We start from the raw sequence: 16,724 nt of genomic DNA, 5'->3' as shown, positions 1-16,724 counted from the left end.
TATTCCTTAAATACTTTGTAGTAACGGGAAGATGAGCGGGGAAATCAGCCTTCCAGAACAGCGAGAATCTCGTTCTCAGCCATTACCAGCAGGTCTTCGCCGTCGATTTTCACAGTGTTGCTGCCGGAGTAAGGGCCGAAAACAACCTTGTCACCCACTTTCACAGCCAGCGCACGTACTTCACCGTTTTCCAGGGTCTTGCCTGGGCCAGCAGCGAGAATCACACCGTGGTTGGCTTTTTCAGCAGCCGAACCTGGCAGCACGATACCGCCAGCGGTTTTCTTTTCTTCTTCACTGCGACGGATGACGACGCGGTCATGCAGAGGACGAAGCTTGCTCATTGTCGATCTCTCCTAATTGTGTTTTTCATCAGCCGGTGTCAATTCCGGCAGGTTAAATTCCGGCGGTGCCGGTCGCGGTTCGCGGCGCGAAACGCGGAAGTCTGTCTGGTGTCGCCACCAGAAACCTTGCGGTGACCGTTACATAAGGGCGCATAAGCTTATTACAAGGGTGCCAAGATGAAATTTTTCGTGTCGGGGGAGGCTTCAAAAGCCGCACGACACCCGCAGGTGCCGTGCCAGTGAGGGGATTACTTGGGGTCGCGGTGTTCGAACTCGCCTTCGATCACGTCACCTTCACGCCCCAGGGGCTGGCGCGGAGCCGGGCCACCACGGGGTTGCAGGTCGTCGGCAAAGGCGCGCTGGCGAATGGCAGCCTCTTCGGCACGCTGGCGCATCTTGCCCGCCAGCAGCTTGCGAGTGAACGGCAGCAGCATCACCAGGCCGACCACATCGCTGATGAAGCCTGGCAGGATCAACAGGCCACCGGCCAATGCCATCATCAAGCCTTCGAGCATGGTCTGGGCCGGCAGTTCGCCGCGATTCAGGCTTTCACGGGCACGTAGCGCCGTGGCCAGGCCGGCGACGCGCAGCACCAGAACGCCGAGCATCGAGCCGAGAATGATCAGCAGCAGCGCCGGGAAAAACCCAATGGCCCCGCTGACTTGTACGAATACGAACAGCTCCAGCACCGGAAATAACAAAAAAAGCAACAAAAAAGGGCGCATCAAATGGTTCCTCAACGCAAGAATGCCTTGCTACTTCACCTTAGATGACGTCGCCGTTTCGTGAATTCAAGCTTCAGCGGCCGCTTTTTTCGGCCACACCTCGGCGTGAGCCAGGAAAACCAAGGCTTCGCGTACTTGTGTCGGCGTGTTGCAAGGCTCGGCAAAGGGCAGCCAGTAGAGTGCCTGGCCAATGCGCAGGTGCATGCCTTCACTGTCGATGCCCGCCAGTTGCGCAGGCTCGGTGGTCGGCAAGCCGGCCAGTTCGACGTAGTGGGCAATGGCCTTGGTATGGTCGCTGTTCATGTGTTCGATCATGCTCAGCTCGGCCTTGCCGGCGAACGGATTGGCCAGGGTCAGTTGGTCGACCCAGTGGATCGCGCCAAACCCGCCGATATAACGATGGCGCACCGGCTTGAGCACCCAGAAGTCAAAATCATGGGCCTTGTGGTAGTTGGCCGAATCCGGGAAATAGCGGTAATAACGCTCGGCTGCGGCTTCAATCTCAGCGCTGTCTTCCAGCTTTTCGGCCTCGGCCAGGTAGGTCAGGCGCCCTACCGCTTGAACGTCGTCCGCCTCACGCTCCCCCACCAGCAGTGAGCACTTGGGGTCTTTCTGCAAATTATGGGTGTGCTGGGCGATACGGCTGATCAGGATCAGCGGCCGGCCCTCGGCGTCCAGGCAGTACGGCACCACTGAGCCGAACGGAAAGCCGGGCATGGCCTTGGACAAGGTGGCAAGTGCCCCACGGTATTCCTTGAGCAGTAGTTCTCGGGCATTCTTGGCAACGTGCGCGCTCAACTTATGACTCCTTTGATAAATTCCGTCAAAAAACAAACTTGGGTAGCCGCTTAATTCTGCTCACAGGACTTGCGAATGGATCTCAACGACAAAGTAATCATTATCACCGGCGGTTGCCAGGGTTTGGGCCGTTCCATGGCCGAGTATTTTGCAGCCAAGGGCGCGCACCTGGCGCTGGTGGACCTCAATCAGGAAAAACTCGACCAGGCCGTGATCGCCTGCCAGGCCCATGGCGTGAAGGCTAGAGCCTATCTGTGCAACGTGGCGAATGAAGAACAGGTAACCCAGACCGTGGCCCAGATCGCCGAAGACTTCGGCGCGATCAACGGTTTGATCAACAACGCAGGGATTTTGCGCGACGGGCTGCTGCTGAAGGTCAAGGATGGCGAGATGACCAAGATGAGCCTGGCCCAGTGGCAGGCGGTGATCGACGTGAACCTCACCGGGGTGTTCCTGTGTACCCGCGAAGTGGCGGCGATAATGGTGGAACTGAAGAACCAAGGCACCATTATCAATATCTCGTCGATCTCCCGGGCCGGTAACGTCGGCCAGACCAATTACTCCGCCGCCAAGGCCGGTGTAGCAGCCGCCACCGTGACCTGGGCCAAGGAGCTGGCGCGCTACGGCATTCGCGTGGCGGGCATTGCACCGGGGTTTATCGAGACGGAGATGACCCTGGGCATGAAGCCTGAGGCCCTGGAGAAGATGACGTCGGGCATTCCCCTCAAGCGCATGGGGCGGCCTGAGGAGATTGCCCATTCAGCGGCGTATATCTTCGAGAATGACTACTACACCGGGCGGATCCTGGAAATGGACGGCGGGTTGCGCCTTTAATTACCAGGTGACTCCTTACCCAGTGGCCCTTTACCAGGTGACGCCGAACCCTGCGGTGTAGCGGGTCTTGCTCAGCGCGCTTTCCGAGTCGCCACTAATAATGTCGCGCTCGGCCTTGAGGTTGAGGGAAGCCCACTCGGTGACTTTGTAGCGCAAGCCCATTTCCGCATCCAGGGAATAGTCGGATGGCCCTGCCAGCGGCTTGCCCAGCTCGCCATTGGTGAAGAACTCGACGGACTTGCCCACCAGGTAGCGGTTGTAGTTCCACTTCATCGCCAGCGAGTAGAAGTTGTCCTTGCCGCCATCCTGGTATTCATAGTCAGTGCGGTTGACCAACGAACCGAGGGAGAACGCGCCCAGTTCGTCATCCCAGAATTGGTAGCCCGGGCCGGTACCCACGGTGCGCTGGCGAGACAGGTCTTCGACTTTGTCGCGCTTGTAGGTCAAGCGCCCCTGCCAGAACCAGTGTTCGGTGAGAAAGCGGTCCAGGTCGTACTCCAGCGCCCAGTTGTCGGTGGTGGTCACGTCGTCCTGGAATTCGCGGTTGTATTCGCCCTGGGCGGTATGGCGCCACTGGCCATGGCGGGCGGTGGTCTTGAAGTCGATGTCGTAGTCGTTGGTGTCTTTTTCCGCGCGCTTGTAGTCCAGCGCCATGTCGACATTGCCCTTCCACACCAAGTCTTCGATCACGGGCTTGGGCTTGATGATCTGCTGGATGCTCGCCAGTTCGACAGTCTTGGGCGCCTCACCATTGGCCAGAATGACCTTGCCGTCATCAGCCGCCTTCAGGGATTTGGCTTTCTCGCCGGTGTAGGCATCCTGCTTGACCAGCAATTCCTGATCGCTTTCCAGGGTCTTGACCTGTTTCCAGTCCACCGGGATGGCGCCGGCATAATCGGTCTGGATCAGCAGTTTGCCACCGTCGAAAACCTTGATCTTGCCGGTCAGGCGGTCACCATTTTTCAACCAGACGGTATCGGCGAGCAGCGGGGTGGAGGCGCTGAAAACAGCAAGGCATAGCAGGGTTCTGGACAACATAAGCGAATACAGGCTCAAGTTTGGCGGAAAAAACGGGCATTATCGGGTTGGATAACTTCTTAGCAAGGACTGACTCGGGTATTTGAATCGAGTTCCGTTCCCAGCGTTACATTTGCAGACATTTCCCACGAATAGACGGATATTTTCATCGGATATGCCCACCGTGAACAAAACGACCGACGCCCCGCAAAGCCCGGCCGAAATGCGCCGCACCGTGCTGTACCTGACCCTTGCCCAAGTGCCCGAGGGTTGCGTCATCAGCTATGGGGAGCTGGCGCACCTCGCCGGTTTGGGTCGTGCCGCACGCTGGGTGGGCCGTACCCTGAGCCAGCTGCCCGAGGACACCAAATTGCCCTGGCACCGCGTGTTGGGTGCCGGTGGTCGGATAAGTCTGCCGGTGGGCAGTGCCTCAGGGGACGAGCAACGCGCGCGTTTACGCGCTGAAGGCGTCAGCATCCTGAACAATCGTGTTGATATTCAGCGTCATGGCTGGCGCCCGGTAGAGCACAGCGGTTAGAGTGCGCGCTTTATTTGCGTAATTCTGAGGCAGACTCCAGCCCATGCCCCGTAAAACCTGGCGCGCCGCGCTCGCCGCCTATGCCAGCCCCTCGACGTTAGTGCTGCTGTTGCTCGGCTTTGCTGCCGGCTTGCCTTACATGTTGGTGTTCTCGACGCTCTCGGTGTGGTTGCGTGAGGCCGGTGTGGCCCGCGAAACCATCGGGTACGCGAGCCTGATCGGCCTGGCCTATGCCTTCAAGTGGGTCTGGTCGCCCTTGCTCGACCAATGGCGCCTGCCACTGCTCGGCAAGCTCGGACGTCGTCGATCCTGGTTAGTCTTGTCCCAGACGCTGGTTATCCTCGGATTGATCGGCATGGGGTTCTGCGATCCGCAAAAACACCTGTCCTGGCTGATCGCTATCGCGGTTATCGTCGCCTTCGCTTCCGCCACCCAGGATATCGCGGTAGACGCCTACCGCCTGGAAATCGCCGACGACAGCCAGCAGGCCGCGCTCGCCGCCAGCTATATGTCCGGTTATCGCGTGGCCGCCCTGCTTGCCACCGCAGGCGCACTGTTTTTTGCTGAAGGCTTCGGTTCCACCGGGTTCAATTACAAGCACTCGGCATGGACCGGCACCTACGTGCTGTTTGGTGTACTGATGGTGCCTGCACTGCTGACCACCCTGTTCATGCGCGAACCCAATGTGCCACTGCGTACCCAATTGCAGGCCGGACGCTACAGCTTTGCTCACCAGTTAGTCTCGGTGTTCGTGTTGATCGTGCTGTTGGTGTCGGTGCCGGCGATGTTCACCCAGCTGTACAACACTGACTTCGCCAGCGTGCTGTTCCATGGTGTCAGCCTGCTCGACTTGTTGCTGGAAGACCGCGCGTTCCTGCGGGCCATCCTCTATATCATTCTGACCACCCTGTGCCTGTCGACTATGGGCCGCCGGGGCCTGGCGCCGGTACTCACGCCGGTCAACGACTTTATCCTGCGCTACCGCTGGCAGGCCCTCCTGCTGTTGGGGCTGATTGCCACCTATCGCATGTCGGACACGGTGATGGGCGTCATGGCCAACGTGTTCTATATCGACCAGGGTTTCACCAAGGACCAGATCGCCGGCGTCAGCAAGGTCTTCGGCCTGATCATGACCCTGCTGGGTGCCGGTATGGGCGGCCTGCTGATCGTGCGTTTCGGGATCCTGCCGATCCTGTTTATCGGCGGCATTGCATCGGCCGGCACCAACCTGCTGTTCGTGATGCTCGCCGACATGGGCCCGGACCTGCAGATGCTGATTTTCACCATTTCCCTGGACAACTTCAGTTCAGGCATGGCGACCTCGGCGTTTGTCGCGTACTTGTCGAGCCTGACCAACCTGAAGTTCTCTGCCACCCAATATGCGTTGCTCAGTTCGATCATGTTGCTGCTGCCGCGCTTGATCGGCGGGTATTCGGGGGTGATGGTCGAGAAGTTCGGTTACCACAACTTCTTCATGATCACCTGCCTGCTGGGTGTGCCGACGCTGATCCTGATCGCCTTGCACTGGTTTCAGGAAAGCCGGCGGATTCGGTTGAATCCAACCAAAGAAGACTGAAAACACGCGGTGAATGTGGGAGCTGGCTTGCCTGCGATTGCATCACCGCGGTGTAACTGACACACCGTGTTGCCTGTATCACAGGCAAGCCAGCTCCCACAGAACCCCTGCTCCAGCAACCAGATGCCTGTACGTCGGCGGCAAGCGCCCGTACAATCCCAAGTCATTTCAAGTCCAAGCAACCGACAACGGCCTACCATGCGCACCAGTCAATATTTGCTCGCCACACAGAAAGAAACGCCTTCCGACGCGGTCGTGATCAGCCACCAGCTGATGCTGCGCGCCGGCATGATCCGCAAACTGGCCTCGGGCCTGTACACCTGGCTGCCCATGGGTTTGAAGGTGATGCGCAAGGTCGAAGCCATCGTTCGTGAAGAAATGAACGCTGCCGGCTCTCTGGAAGTGTTGATGCCGAGCACCCAACCGGCTGAACTGTGGCAGGAATCCGGGCGCTGGGAAGAGTACGGCCCTGAATTGCTGCGCTTCAAGGATCGTCATGGCCGCGACTTCTGCGCCGGCCCGACCCACGAAGAAGTGATCACCGACCTGATGCGCAACGAGTTGAGCAGCTACAAGCAGCTGCCCCTCAACCTGTATCAGATCCAGACCAAATTCCGTGACGAAATCCGCCCACGTTTCGGTTTGATGCGTGGCCGCGAGTTCATCATGAAGGACGCCTATTCGTTCCACGCTGACCAGGCGTCCCTGCAGGTCACCTATGACCGCATGCACACCGCCTACTGCAACGTGTTCACCCGCCTGGGCCTGAAATTCCGCCCGGTTGAAGCAGACAACGGCTCCATCGGCGGTGCCGGCTCCCACGAATTCCACGTGCTGGCCGAATCCGGTGAAGACGACATCGTGTTCAGCAACGGTTCCGACTACGCGGCGAACATCGAGAAAGCCGAAGCCGTGCCACGGGAAACCTCCCGCCCTGCGCCAAGCGAAGAGCTGCGCCTGGTGGACACGCCTGAGACCAAGACCATCGCGGCCCTGGTGGAAAAATTCAATCTGCCGATTGAAAAGACCATCAAGACCCTGATCGTGCGCGCCGAGGAAGAAGGCAAGCTGATCGCCCTGGTGATCCGCGGCGACCACGAACTCAACGAAATCAAAGCCGCCCAGCAGCCTGGTGTTGCCAGCCCGCTGGTCATGGCCACCGACTCAGAACTGCGCGACGCCATTGGCGCCGGTGCGGGTTCCCTCGGCCCGCTGAACCTGCCGTTGCCAATCATCATCGACCGTTCGGTTGAGCTGATGAGCGACTTCGGCATTGGCGCGAACATCGATGACAAGCACTACTTCGGCGTGAACTGGGAACGTGACCTGCCGGTTCCGACCGTGGCCGACCTGCGCAACGTGGTGGCCGGCGACCCGAGCCCGGACGGCAAGGGCACCCTGGAAATCAAGCGCGGCATCGAAGTCGGGCACATCTTCCAGCTGGGCAACAAGTACAGCAAGGCGATGAAGTGCGAAGTGCTGGGCGAGAACGGCAAGCCGATCACCCTGGAAATGGGCTGCTACGGCATTGGTGTTTCCCGCGTGGTTGCGGCTGCCATCGAGCAGAACAACGACGAGAAAGGCATCATCTGGAGCGACGCCCTGGCGCCATTCCAGGTTGCCCTGGTACCGCTGCGCTACGAAACCGAGCAAGTACGCGAAGCCACCGACAAACTGTATGCCGAACTCACGGCCGCCGGTTTTGAAGTGCTGCTGGATGATCGGGACAAGAAAACCAGCCCGGGCATCAAGTTCGCCGACATGGAACTGATTGGCATCCCGCACCGGATCGTGGTCAGTGACCGCGGCCTGGCCGATGGCAACCTGGAATACAAGAGCCGGACCGAAGCCGAAGCCCAACCGTTGCCGGTGGCTGACGTGCTGTCTTTCCTTCAGGCGCGTATTCGTCGCTGAAAACCAGATCAAGAGTCGTCATGTTCAAGCGAAACACCATAGGCCTGGGGGGCGCCACGTTATGTGGCGCCCTGCTGGTCAGCGGCTGCGCCAACCAAATGTCGCAACGCAGCGAACACGAGGAACGTATCGAGCGAAAATTGCTCGATCACAGCCTGCAGATCGACGTGGGCGAACCCAAGGTGCTGGAGCTGCCGCAACGCAGGGTTCGCATTCACGAACAAAAGACCTTTGAGGTCACCGAATTCGAAGTCACCCGTCGTTACGACCGCTACACGCCCTACCAGCCTTGGCGCAAACTCTACGAGATGCCCTTTGGCGCGGTGGCGCTTGTGGCGGGCGTCGGCGCTAACGTGGCGAATGTCTTTGCCCTGGGCAACCTGCCTTCCAGCATGACCCGCGATTGGCTCACCTACGGCGTGGACGGGATCAACCCGTTCATGAACGTGCAATCCAACGGTCGGGCGCAACAGAACCTGGCGGGTATCGATGAAGTCCAGCGCGACAAGCGCGTGGAGTATTCGAGCCTGCCCTGGAGCGAACGCCCGGTGCAGGTGACCGCCGGCAAGCAAACCCATGAGCTGACCACCGACCGTAACGGCGTGCTGCGCCTGAACCTGTTGGACAGCCCGTTTGCCGAGCAGGACCTGAACCGCATCAGCACTCTGAAGATCAGTGTGGAAGATGCCCAGGACGATGTGCACTCAGACTCGTCCCTGGCCGTCAGCGGCACGCTGCGCAGCAAATTGCTCGAAGCCCACGCCTTGATCTACGACGACCTGGAAGACGACGAAGTCAACGAGTGGGTACACCGGGTCAAGCGCCTGTCGGAGCTGGGCCTGGAAGAAGAAGCCAGCGAGCTGGAACAAAGCCTGATTGAACTGACCCGCAATGATCCCGAGTTGCAGCAGGAATTCTTGCAGGCATTGACCAAGGATGCGGGTCGCCTGGTGGCGGATCCCGGGGAACGCTGAAGCACTTAATGTGGGAGCTGGCTTGCCTGCGATGACGGTCTGGCATTCAACATTGAGGTTGACTGTTACTCCGCTTTCGCAGGCAAGCCAGCTCCCACATTTTTATCCGGTTTCTACCAGGGAAATTGGAGCTGCTCGTTGCCGTTGCTCAAATCCAGCAAGCGCACACCTATTCCCAGCAATCGCACCGGCTTGCCGCCGCGATTGAACGCCTGGGTCAGCAACTGCCGGTAACTCTCCAGGTCCCGCCCTGCCCCGGCCTGCTCCAGGGTGGTCTGGGTAAAGTCGTGAAACTTCACTTTGACGAACGGCTTACCCGCCCGATAACTGCTGTCGATGCGTGCCATCCGCCCGGCCAGGGTGTCCATCAGCTCAGGCAGTTTTTCCAGGCAACTGGGCAAGTCCGGCAGGTCGACATCGTAGGTGTTTTCAACGCTGATGGATTGCCGGCGGCTGTCGTTCTGCACCACACGGTCATCAATCCCACGGGCCAGGCTCCAAAGCCGCTCGCCGAAGCTTCCAAATTCACGCACCAGAGCCAGCTTGTTCCACTCTCGCAGTTGCAGGCAGTCTTCGATCCCCAGCCGCGTCAGCTTGTCGGCCGTTACCTTGCCCACGCCATGGAGCTTTTTCACCGGCAGCGCCGAGACAAAGTCTTCCACCTGATCAGGGGTGATCACAAACAGCCCGTTGGGCTTTTTCCAGTCGCTGGCGATCTTGGCGAGGAACTTGTTCGGCGCCACGCCCGCGGAAACGGTGATGTGCAATTGATTGGAGACCCGCCGGCGAATGTCCTGGGCAATGCGCGTGGCACTGCCGCCGAAATGCGGGCTGTCAGAAACGTCCAGGTAGGCTTCGTCCAGGGACAACGGCTCGATCAGGTCGGTGTAGTCACGAAAGATCGTCTGGATTTCCTTGGAGGCTTCTTTATAGGCATCCATGCGCGGCTTGACGATGGTCAGGTCCGGGCACAGCTTCAAGGCGTGCCGGGACGACATGGCCGAACGCACACCGTAGGCCCGTGCTTCATAGTTGCAGGTAGCGATCACGCCGCGACGGTCTGCCGAGCCGCCAACCGCCAGGGGCTTTTGCGCCAGGGTCGGGTCGTCGCGCATCTCGATGGCGGCGTAGAAGCAATCACAGTCAACGTGGATGATTTTGCGCTGCGTCATATATAAGGCAGTGGTTCTGGGCAGAAAACGAACAGGCGGGCAGTATCTCACTCACACCTGTATATAGCACCAGTAGTTTGAATCTTCCGCCTAAGCGGTAGGAAAATTCGTAGATGAATTCATTTTCTCAATCGAAACACACCCCCCAATAGAGCTGAAAGCCTCGGCCAGACTGGCCCCGAGCCCGATCAAGGGGCCACCTTGGAGAGCTAACCGATTGAACCACAAGCGCTTTTCTTTGAATCAGCGGTTGACACACTCCCGTTCCTCTGTAGAATGCCGACACACAGACGCGGGATGGAGCAGTCTGGTAGCTCGTCGGGCTCATAACCCGAAGGTCGTCGGTTCAAATCCGGCTCCCGCAACCAAACATCAAAAAAGGCTACTCGAAAGAGTGGCCTTTTTTGTGCCTGTCTGTTTTTACCCGTCTTTTCAATTGTCAGACAAAAATCCTTTCTCTATCGCGCACTTACCACTGGTGCGCGACAATCCGACGCTAATTTGCACTTATTTGACCCATCGTTCGATTAACGGTTGACACCCCGCCGTTGCTCTGTAGAATGCCGCCACACAGACGCGGGATGGAGCAGTCTGGTAGCTCGTCGGGCTCATAACCCGAAGGTCGTCGGTTCAAATCCGGCTCCCGCAACCAAACATCAAAAAAGGCTGCTCGAAAGAGTGGCCTTTTTTGTATCTGACGAAAAAGTCCTTTTGAAACAATGGCATGGCATCTTTCATGAAACCGTACACGGTTTGTAGAGTCCATCTCATTGCAAGCTATGCTAAGTCTTCAAGCACTGTCCTTCTACGACCATTGGGCGCTGTCGCCGCACCGCGCGATACGCGTTAATATTTGTAATTATTTTGTACATAGGGATTGGTAACTTGGCTGGATACCTCCATCCTGTCGCGCACAATCCACGAGGTGATTGATGCGCGCCAACTCGTCTGAACCACAAGACTCTGTCACAGCGACACAACCGATCACTCCCACCCGTTTGCGCTGGCTGGATCTGTTGAGCAAGTACCGCCAACCCATCGGATTGGCCGTCACCTTGTTGCTGTTCGCAATCGCCCTTATCGCCTGTCGCCACCTGCTGCTTGAGCTGGACCTGTACGCGCTCCACGATTCGATCCTGGAAGTGCCGAAGCCTGCCCTGCTCGGCGCATTCGGTGCCGCTGTTGCCGGTTTCATCATTCTGTTGGGCTATGAATTTTCCGGCGCCCGTTATGCCGGCGTGAAACTGCCTGCCAAGACCCTGGCCTACGGCGGCTTTACCGCTTTCGCCATCGGCAATGCGATTGGCCTGTCGATGCTCTCGGGTGGTTCGGTACGCTACCGTTTATATGCACGGTACGGCATCGGCGCCTCCGAAGTGGCCCGTATGACCGTGTTTGCCAGCCTGGCCCTGGGTTGCGCACTGCCGCCACTGGCTGCACTGGCCACCCTGAGCAACCTGCCCGCTGCGTCCAACGCGCTGCATTTGCCCGCGAGCTTGCTCGGCGGCATCGCCGGCGCTGTGTTGTTGTTAACAGCCGCACTGTGCATCGGCATCTACCGCCGCCGCCTGCCGGAACAACCGTACCCGGACAACCTACTGGTCAAGGCCGGGCGCCGCACCCTGCGCCTGCCGGGCCGTCGCCTGACCATCCTGCAACTGATCATCACCGCCCTCGACGTCGCCGCGGCCGCCACCGTGCTGTATATGCTGCTGCCGGAAGCGCCACCCTTTGGCCCATTCCTGCTGGTGTACCTGCTGGCCCTGGCCGCCGGCGTGCTCAGCCATGTACCGGGCGGCGTCGGGGTGTTCGAAGCAATCCTGCTGGCCGCCTTCGCCGACAAGCTTGGCGCCGCACCACTGGCCGCCGCATTGCTGCTGTACCGGATGATCTATGTGGTACTGCCGCTGTTGATCGCCTGTGTGTTCCTGCTGGTCAATGAAGCCCAGCGCCTGTTCCATACGCAACAGAGCCTGCGGGCGGCCTCGGGCCTTGCTGCACCCATCCTGGCCGTACTGGTTTTTTTGTCAGGCGTGGTCTTGCTGTTTTCCGGCGCAACCCCGGAAATCGACTCACGCCTGGAAAACATCGGCTTCCTGATTCCTCATCGCCTGATTGACGCTTCGCACTTTGGTGCCAGCCTGATCGGCGTGCTCTGCCTGCTCTTGGCCCAGGGACTGCGTCGCCGGTTGTCCGCCGCGTGGATGCTGACCATGGTGCTGCTGCTGACGGGCGCCCTGCTCTCCCTGCTCAAGGGTTTCGACTGGGAAGAAGCCAGCCTGATGACCATGACCGCGGTGCTGCTGGCGATCTTCCGACGCTCGTTCTATCGCGCCAGCCGCCTGACCGAACTGCCCTTCTCGCCGCTGTATCTTGTTGCCAGCGTGTGCGTACTCGGTGCGTCGATCTGGCTGCTGCTGTTCGCCTACCAGGACGTGCCCTACAGCCATCAGCTGTGGTGGCAGTTCACCCTCGACGCCAACGCCCCGCGCGGCCTGCGCTCGTTGTTGGGCGCCGCCGTGGTGTTGGTGGTGGTGTCGCTGACCTGGCTGCTGCGTACCGCGCGCCCGATCATCCACCTGCCAACGCCTGAGGAACTGGAGCGCGCCACCAAGATCCTGATGAACTCGGCGCAACCCGATGGCGGCCTGGCACTGACCGGCGACAAAGCCCTGCTGTTTCACCCCAACGACGAAGCGTTCCTGATGTACGCTCGTCGCGGTCGCAGCCTGGTGGCCTTGTACGATCCGATCGGCCCGACCCTGCAACGGGCCGAGATGATCTGGCAGTTCCGCGACCTGTGCGACATTCACCACGCCCGTCCGGTGTTCTACCAGGTGCGCGCCGAGAACCTGCCGTATTACATGGACATCGGCTTGACCGCGATCAAGCTGGGTGAAGAAGCCCGGGTCGACCTGAAACGCTTTGACCTGGAAGCCAAGGGCAAAGAGATGAAGGACCTGCGCTACACCTGGAACCGCGGGACCCGTGATGGCTTGTCCCTGGAGATCCACGAACCCGGCCAGGCCCCGATGGAGGAGCTGAGAGTCATCTCCGACGCGTGGCTGACCGGCAAGAACGTGCGGGAAAAAGGCTTTTCCCTCGGACGATTCAGCGACGACTACCTCAAGCACTTTCGTATTGCGATCATTCGCTTCGAAGGGCATCCGGTAGCGTTTGCGAACCTGCTTGAGACCTACAGCCACGACCTGGCCAGTCTCGACCTGATGCGTGCGCACCCGGACGCGCCGAAACTGACCATGGAATTCATGATGGTCGGCCTGATTCAACATTATAAGAACCACGGCTACGCCCGCTTCAGCCTCGGCATGGTGCCGTTGTCGGGCCTGCAACCACGACGCGGCGCCCCGCTGACCCAACGCCTGGGCTCGATGGTGTTCCGTCGTGGCGAGCAACTGTATAACTTCCAAGGCTTGCGCCGCTTCAAAGACAAGTTCCAGCCTGACTGGGAACCCCGTTATATGGCCGTGCCCGCAGGACTTGATCCGCTGGTGGCACTGGCCGACACCGCCGCCCTGATTGCGGGTGGCTTGACTGGATTGGTGAAACGCTGATGATTCGACGCTCCTGGCGGTATGTATTGGCAATCTTGGTGGTACTGGCACTGATCCTCGGTGGTGGTTACTGGTACTGGAACCGCCCTGCACCGCAACCGACTCTGGAACAACTGCCCCAGGCCGATGGCACGGTCCTGACCCGCGTAACTCCAGGCACCGCACCTAAAGCCCGGGTGGCCGTGGCCGTGCTGGCCGACGAAACCCTGACCGACAGCCAGCTGATCGCCCTCAGCCAGGGCGGCGCGGCGCAGATCGTCCAGGTGATCTTGCCCAAGGACGACTGCAAGCTGCAGGAACAAGCCCTGCAAACCGCCCTGGGCCAGCTTGCCGGCCCGGCGACCCTGGTGAGCGGCATCGGCCCTGGCGCATCGCTGGCCTGGCGCTGGCTGGCCGCACAGAACGACGACAAGGCCAATGCCATCTCCGTCGGCTTCGCGCTGGCGCAGCCGGGCTGCAACGACCCGCTGCCGAAAACCTCGGCCCACGGCAGCTGGCTGGTGGCCTGGAACGATAACCCTGACGATGATGCCGCCAGTTTCGTACGCGACACGCCGCGCGCCACCACCAGCATCAGCGACTACGACGTTCACTACCCGCAAGTGCTGAACAACGAGCTGCGCAAGCAACTGGTGGGTTCGGACAACGGCGGCCTGGCGATCCCGGTGGTCGAAGTGCCGGCTGGCCAGGCTAAGGACACCGTCACCCTGTTCCTCTCCGGTGACGGCGGCTGGCGTGACCTGGACCGCGACGTGGCCGGTGAAATGGCCAAGATCGGCTACCCGGTGGTCGGCATCGACACCCTGCGCTACTACTGGCAGCACAAGACCCCGGAACAAAGCGCCAAAGACCTCACCGAGCTGATGCAGCACTACCGGCAGAAATGGGGCACCAAGCGCTTTGTGCTGACCGGTTACTCGTTCGGCGCCGACGTGTTGCCGGCCATCTACAACCGCCTGCCGGAAAACGAGCAGCAGCGTGTAGACGCGATCATCCTGCTGGCCTTCGCCCGCACCGGCAGCTTCGAGATCGAAGTGGAAGGCTGGTTGGGCAACGCTGGCAAAGAAGCCGCTACCGGCCCGGAAATGGCCAAGCTGCCGCCTGCCAAGGTTGTGTGCATCTACGGTGCCGAGGAAGTCGACGAGAGCGGCTGCACCGATAAGACAGCAGTCGGCGAAGCCGTGAAGCTGCCTGGTGGCCATCACTTCGACGAGAACTACCCGGCGCTGGCCAAGCGTTTGGTCGATATCATCGAGAAGCGCCAGGGCAAGACCCCCGCCGAATAAGCGCCCACAAAAAAGCCCCCGCTGCCGCAAGGCACCGGGGGCTTTTTGTTGGGCTTACATTTCTACTTGAGTGCCGAGCTCGATCACCCGGTTAACCGGCAGCTTGAAGAAGCGCAGGTTGCCATTGGCGTTCTTGAGCATGAAGGCGAACAACCCTTCACGCCAGCGCGCCATGCCCTTGATGCGGGAGGCGATCACGGTTTCGCGGCTGAGGAAGTAGGTGGTGCGCATCGGGCTGAAGTCCAGGTCATCCAGATGGCACAGCTTCAGCGCCTCGGGCACGTCCGGCTCATCGACAAAACCGAAGTGCAGGATCACCCGGAAGAAACCCTCACCATAGGAATCAACTTCGAACCGACGCTGGGCGGGTACACGCGGGATGTCTTCGTAGACCACCGTCAACAACACCACCTGTTCATGCAACACCTGGTTATGCAGCAGGTTATGCAACAAGGCGTGAGGCACGGCATCCGGGCGCGCAGTCAGGAACACTGCCGTGCCTTGGACGCGATGAGGCGGCTGCACACGGATACTGCTGATAAAGATCGGCAGCGGCAGCCCACCTTCGTCCAGCCGGTCCACCAGCAGCTCCTTGCCGCGCTTCCAGGTGGTCATGAGGATAAACAACACAATCCCCGCCAATACCGGAAAGGCACCGCCCTGCACGATCTTGGGCACGTTGGCAGCGAAGAACAGCCCATCCACCAGCAGGAAACCGATCAACACCGGGATCGCCAATACCGGCGGCCATTTCCACAGCAACAGCATCACCGCCGATACCAGGATGCTGGTGATCAACATGGTGCCGGTCACCGCCACACCGTAGGCCGAGGCCAGGGCGTTGGAAGATTCGAAGCCCAGCACCAGCAGGATCACACCCACCATCAGCGACCAGTTCACTGCGCCGATGTAGATCTGGCCTTGTTCGGCGCTGGAGGTGTGCTGGATGTGCATGCGCGGGATGTAACCGAGCTGTATCGCCTGGCGGGTCAGGGAGAACGCCCCGGAGATCACCGCCTGCGAGGCGATCACGGTGGCCAACGTCGACAGCGCCACCAGCGGGACCAGAGCCCACTCCGGTGCCAGCAGGTAGAACGGGTTACGGGCCGCCTCTGGATTTTCCAGCAGCAGCGCACCCTGGCCAAAGTAGTTGAGCACCAGCGCCGGCAGCACCAGGGCGAACCAGGCACGGGCAATCGGCTTGCGCCCGAAGTGGCCCATGTCGGCGTAGAGCGCTTCAGCACCGGTCAGTGCCAGCACCACCGCGCCGAGAATCGCCACGCCCATGCCAGGATGAGCGGTAAAGAAGCGCACGCCCCACACCGGATTCAGCGCATTGAGCACTTCAGGGTGCTGACTGATGCCGTGCACACCCAAGCCGGCCAGCACCAGGAACCACACCACCATCACCGGCCCGAACAACTTGCCGATGCGGTCAGTGCCGTGTTTCTGGATCAGAAACAGCCCGACCAGCACCACCAGCGAAAGCGGCACTACCCAACGCTCAAGGCCATCAAAGGCCAACTCCAGGCCCTCCACCGCCGACAATACCGAGATCGCCGGGGTGATCATGCTGTCGCCGTAAAACAGCGCCGCACCGATCAGGCCGAGAATCACCAGCACCGAACGCAACTTGGGATAAGGTGCCGCCGCCCGCCGAGCCAGTGCCGTCAGGGCCATGATGCCGCCCTCGCCCTGGTTATCCGCGCGCAGGATAAACAGCACATACTTGATCGAAACGACCCAGACCAGCGACCAGAAAATCAGTGCCAGGATCCCGAAGACCCCGTCATGATTGACCTGAACCCCATAACCGCCAGCAAACACCTCTTTAAGGGTGTAGAGCGGGCTGGTGCCGATATCGCCGTAAACCACACCCACTGCCGCCACGAGCATGCCGATCGGCTTTGCGTTGGACTGCTCGGCACCTGCTGCCTGACTACTTGCCTGACCCATCAACCACTCCTGCCCTTT

13 protein-coding genes and 2 tRNA genes are annotated in these 16,724 nt (G+C 60.1%); 9 read left to right on the top strand and 6 right to left on the bottom strand.

Annotated elements, in window-relative coordinates:
- Positions 1-44 precede the first annotated feature (44 nt).
- The 3 genes from BLU46_RS22865 to BLU46_RS22855 all read right to left on the bottom strand — a co-directional run bounded on the left by BLU46_RS22865 (position 45) and on the right by BLU46_RS22855 (position 1,864).
- Complete coding sequence (locus BLU46_RS22865) at positions 45-341, bottom strand: co-chaperone GroES (RefSeq protein WP_003208599.1); 297 nt, start codon at positions 339-341, stop codon at positions 45-47.
- Between the two features lie 248 nt (positions 342-589).
- Positions 590-1,066: an FxsA family protein gene (locus BLU46_RS22860; protein WP_008433587.1), complete on the bottom strand. Its 477-nt coding sequence runs from the start codon at positions 1,064-1,066 to the stop codon at positions 590-592.
- A 66-nt stretch (positions 1,067-1,132) separates the two neighbouring features.
- On the bottom strand, positions 1,133-1,864 hold the full coding sequence (locus BLU46_RS22855) for a HugZ family pyridoxamine 5'-phosphate oxidase (RefSeq protein WP_063027535.1): 732 nt from the start codon (positions 1,862-1,864) through the stop codon (positions 1,133-1,135).
- A gap of 75 nt (positions 1,865-1,939) precedes the next feature.
- Here BLU46_RS22855 and BLU46_RS22850 point away from each other — a divergent pair, with 75 nt between their 5' ends.
- Entirely contained in the window at positions 1,940-2,698 is a 759-nt protein-coding gene (locus BLU46_RS22850) for an SDR family oxidoreductase (RefSeq protein WP_093205591.1), read from the top strand.
- Between the two features lie 30 nt (positions 2,699-2,728).
- On the opposite strand, the gene BLU46_RS22845 is transcribed toward BLU46_RS22850, so the two are convergent.
- Complete coding sequence (locus tag BLU46_RS22845; RefSeq protein ID WP_063027531.1) at positions 2,729-3,736, bottom strand: DUF481 domain-containing protein; 1,008 nt, start codon at positions 3,734-3,736, stop codon at positions 2,729-2,731.
- A 154-nt stretch (positions 3,737-3,890) separates the two neighbouring features.
- On the opposite strand from BLU46_RS22845, the gene BLU46_RS22840 reads away from it, so the two are divergent.
- The 4 genes from BLU46_RS22840 to BLU46_RS22825 all read left to right on the top strand — a co-directional run bounded on the left by BLU46_RS22840 (position 3,891) and on the right by BLU46_RS22825 (position 8,717).
- Entirely contained in the window at positions 3,891-4,253 is a 363-nt protein-coding gene (locus BLU46_RS22840; protein ID WP_063027529.1) for an MGMT family protein, read from the top strand.
- 43 nt (positions 4,254-4,296) lie between these two features.
- Positions 4,297-5,829, top strand: coding sequence for an AmpG family muropeptide MFS transporter (locus BLU46_RS22835; protein ID WP_093205589.1), 1,533 nt, complete (start codon positions 4,297-4,299; stop codon positions 5,827-5,829).
- A 198-nt stretch (positions 5,830-6,027) separates the two neighbouring features.
- Positions 6,028-7,743: a proline--tRNA ligase gene (locus BLU46_RS22830; protein ID WP_003208614.1), complete on the top strand. Its 1,716-nt coding sequence runs from the start codon at positions 6,028-6,030 to the stop codon at positions 7,741-7,743.
- A 20-nt stretch (positions 7,744-7,763) separates the two neighbouring features.
- On the top strand, positions 7,764-8,717 hold the full coding sequence (locus tag BLU46_RS22825; protein WP_093205586.1) for a hypothetical protein: 954 nt from the start codon (positions 7,764-7,766) through the stop codon (positions 8,715-8,717).
- A 113-nt stretch (positions 8,718-8,830) separates the two neighbouring features.
- Here BLU46_RS22825 and dinB read toward each other — a convergent pair whose 3' ends face one another.
- On the bottom strand, positions 8,831-9,889 hold the full coding sequence (dinB, locus tag BLU46_RS22820; protein ID WP_063027521.1) for a DNA polymerase IV: 1,059 nt from the start codon (positions 9,887-9,889) through the stop codon (positions 8,831-8,833).
- A 291-nt stretch (positions 9,890-10,180) separates the two neighbouring features.
- On the opposite strand from dinB, the gene BLU46_RS22815 reads away from it, so the two are divergent.
- The 4 genes from BLU46_RS22815 to BLU46_RS22800 all read left to right on the top strand — a co-directional run bounded on the left by BLU46_RS22815 (position 10,181) and on the right by BLU46_RS22800 (position 14,750).
- Positions 10,181-10,257 (top strand) — tRNA-Met (locus BLU46_RS22815).
- A gap of 207 nt (positions 10,258-10,464) precedes the next feature.
- Positions 10,465-10,541: transfer RNA gene (locus BLU46_RS22810), tRNA-Met, on the top strand.
- A 280-nt stretch (positions 10,542-10,821) separates the two neighbouring features.
- Complete coding sequence (mprF, locus tag BLU46_RS22805) at positions 10,822-13,464, top strand: bifunctional lysylphosphatidylglycerol flippase/synthetase MprF (RefSeq protein WP_093205583.1); 2,643 nt, start codon at positions 10,822-10,824, stop codon at positions 13,462-13,464.
- A complete protein-coding gene (locus BLU46_RS22800) occupies positions 13,464-14,750 on the top strand; it encodes a virulence factor family protein (protein WP_017480176.1) in 1,287 nt (428 codons plus the stop codon). The genes mprF and BLU46_RS22800 overlap by 1 nt, the downstream gene beginning before the upstream one ends.
- A gap of 54 nt (positions 14,751-14,804) precedes the next feature.
- On the opposite strand, the gene BLU46_RS22795 is transcribed toward BLU46_RS22800, so the two are convergent.
- Entirely contained in the window at positions 14,805-16,706 is a 1,902-nt protein-coding gene (locus BLU46_RS22795) for a potassium transporter Kup (RefSeq protein ID WP_063027516.1), read from the bottom strand.
- Positions 16,707-16,724 lie beyond the last annotated feature (18 nt).

It is taken from the genome of Pseudomonas yamanorum (assembly GCF_900105735.1).
GTDB lineage: Bacteria > Pseudomonadota > Gammaproteobacteria > Pseudomonadales > Pseudomonadaceae > Aquipseudomonas > Aquipseudomonas yamanorum.
The sequence above is the reverse complement of the archived record's forward strand: the minus strand, read 5'-3'. Positions and strand labels throughout refer to the sequence as shown.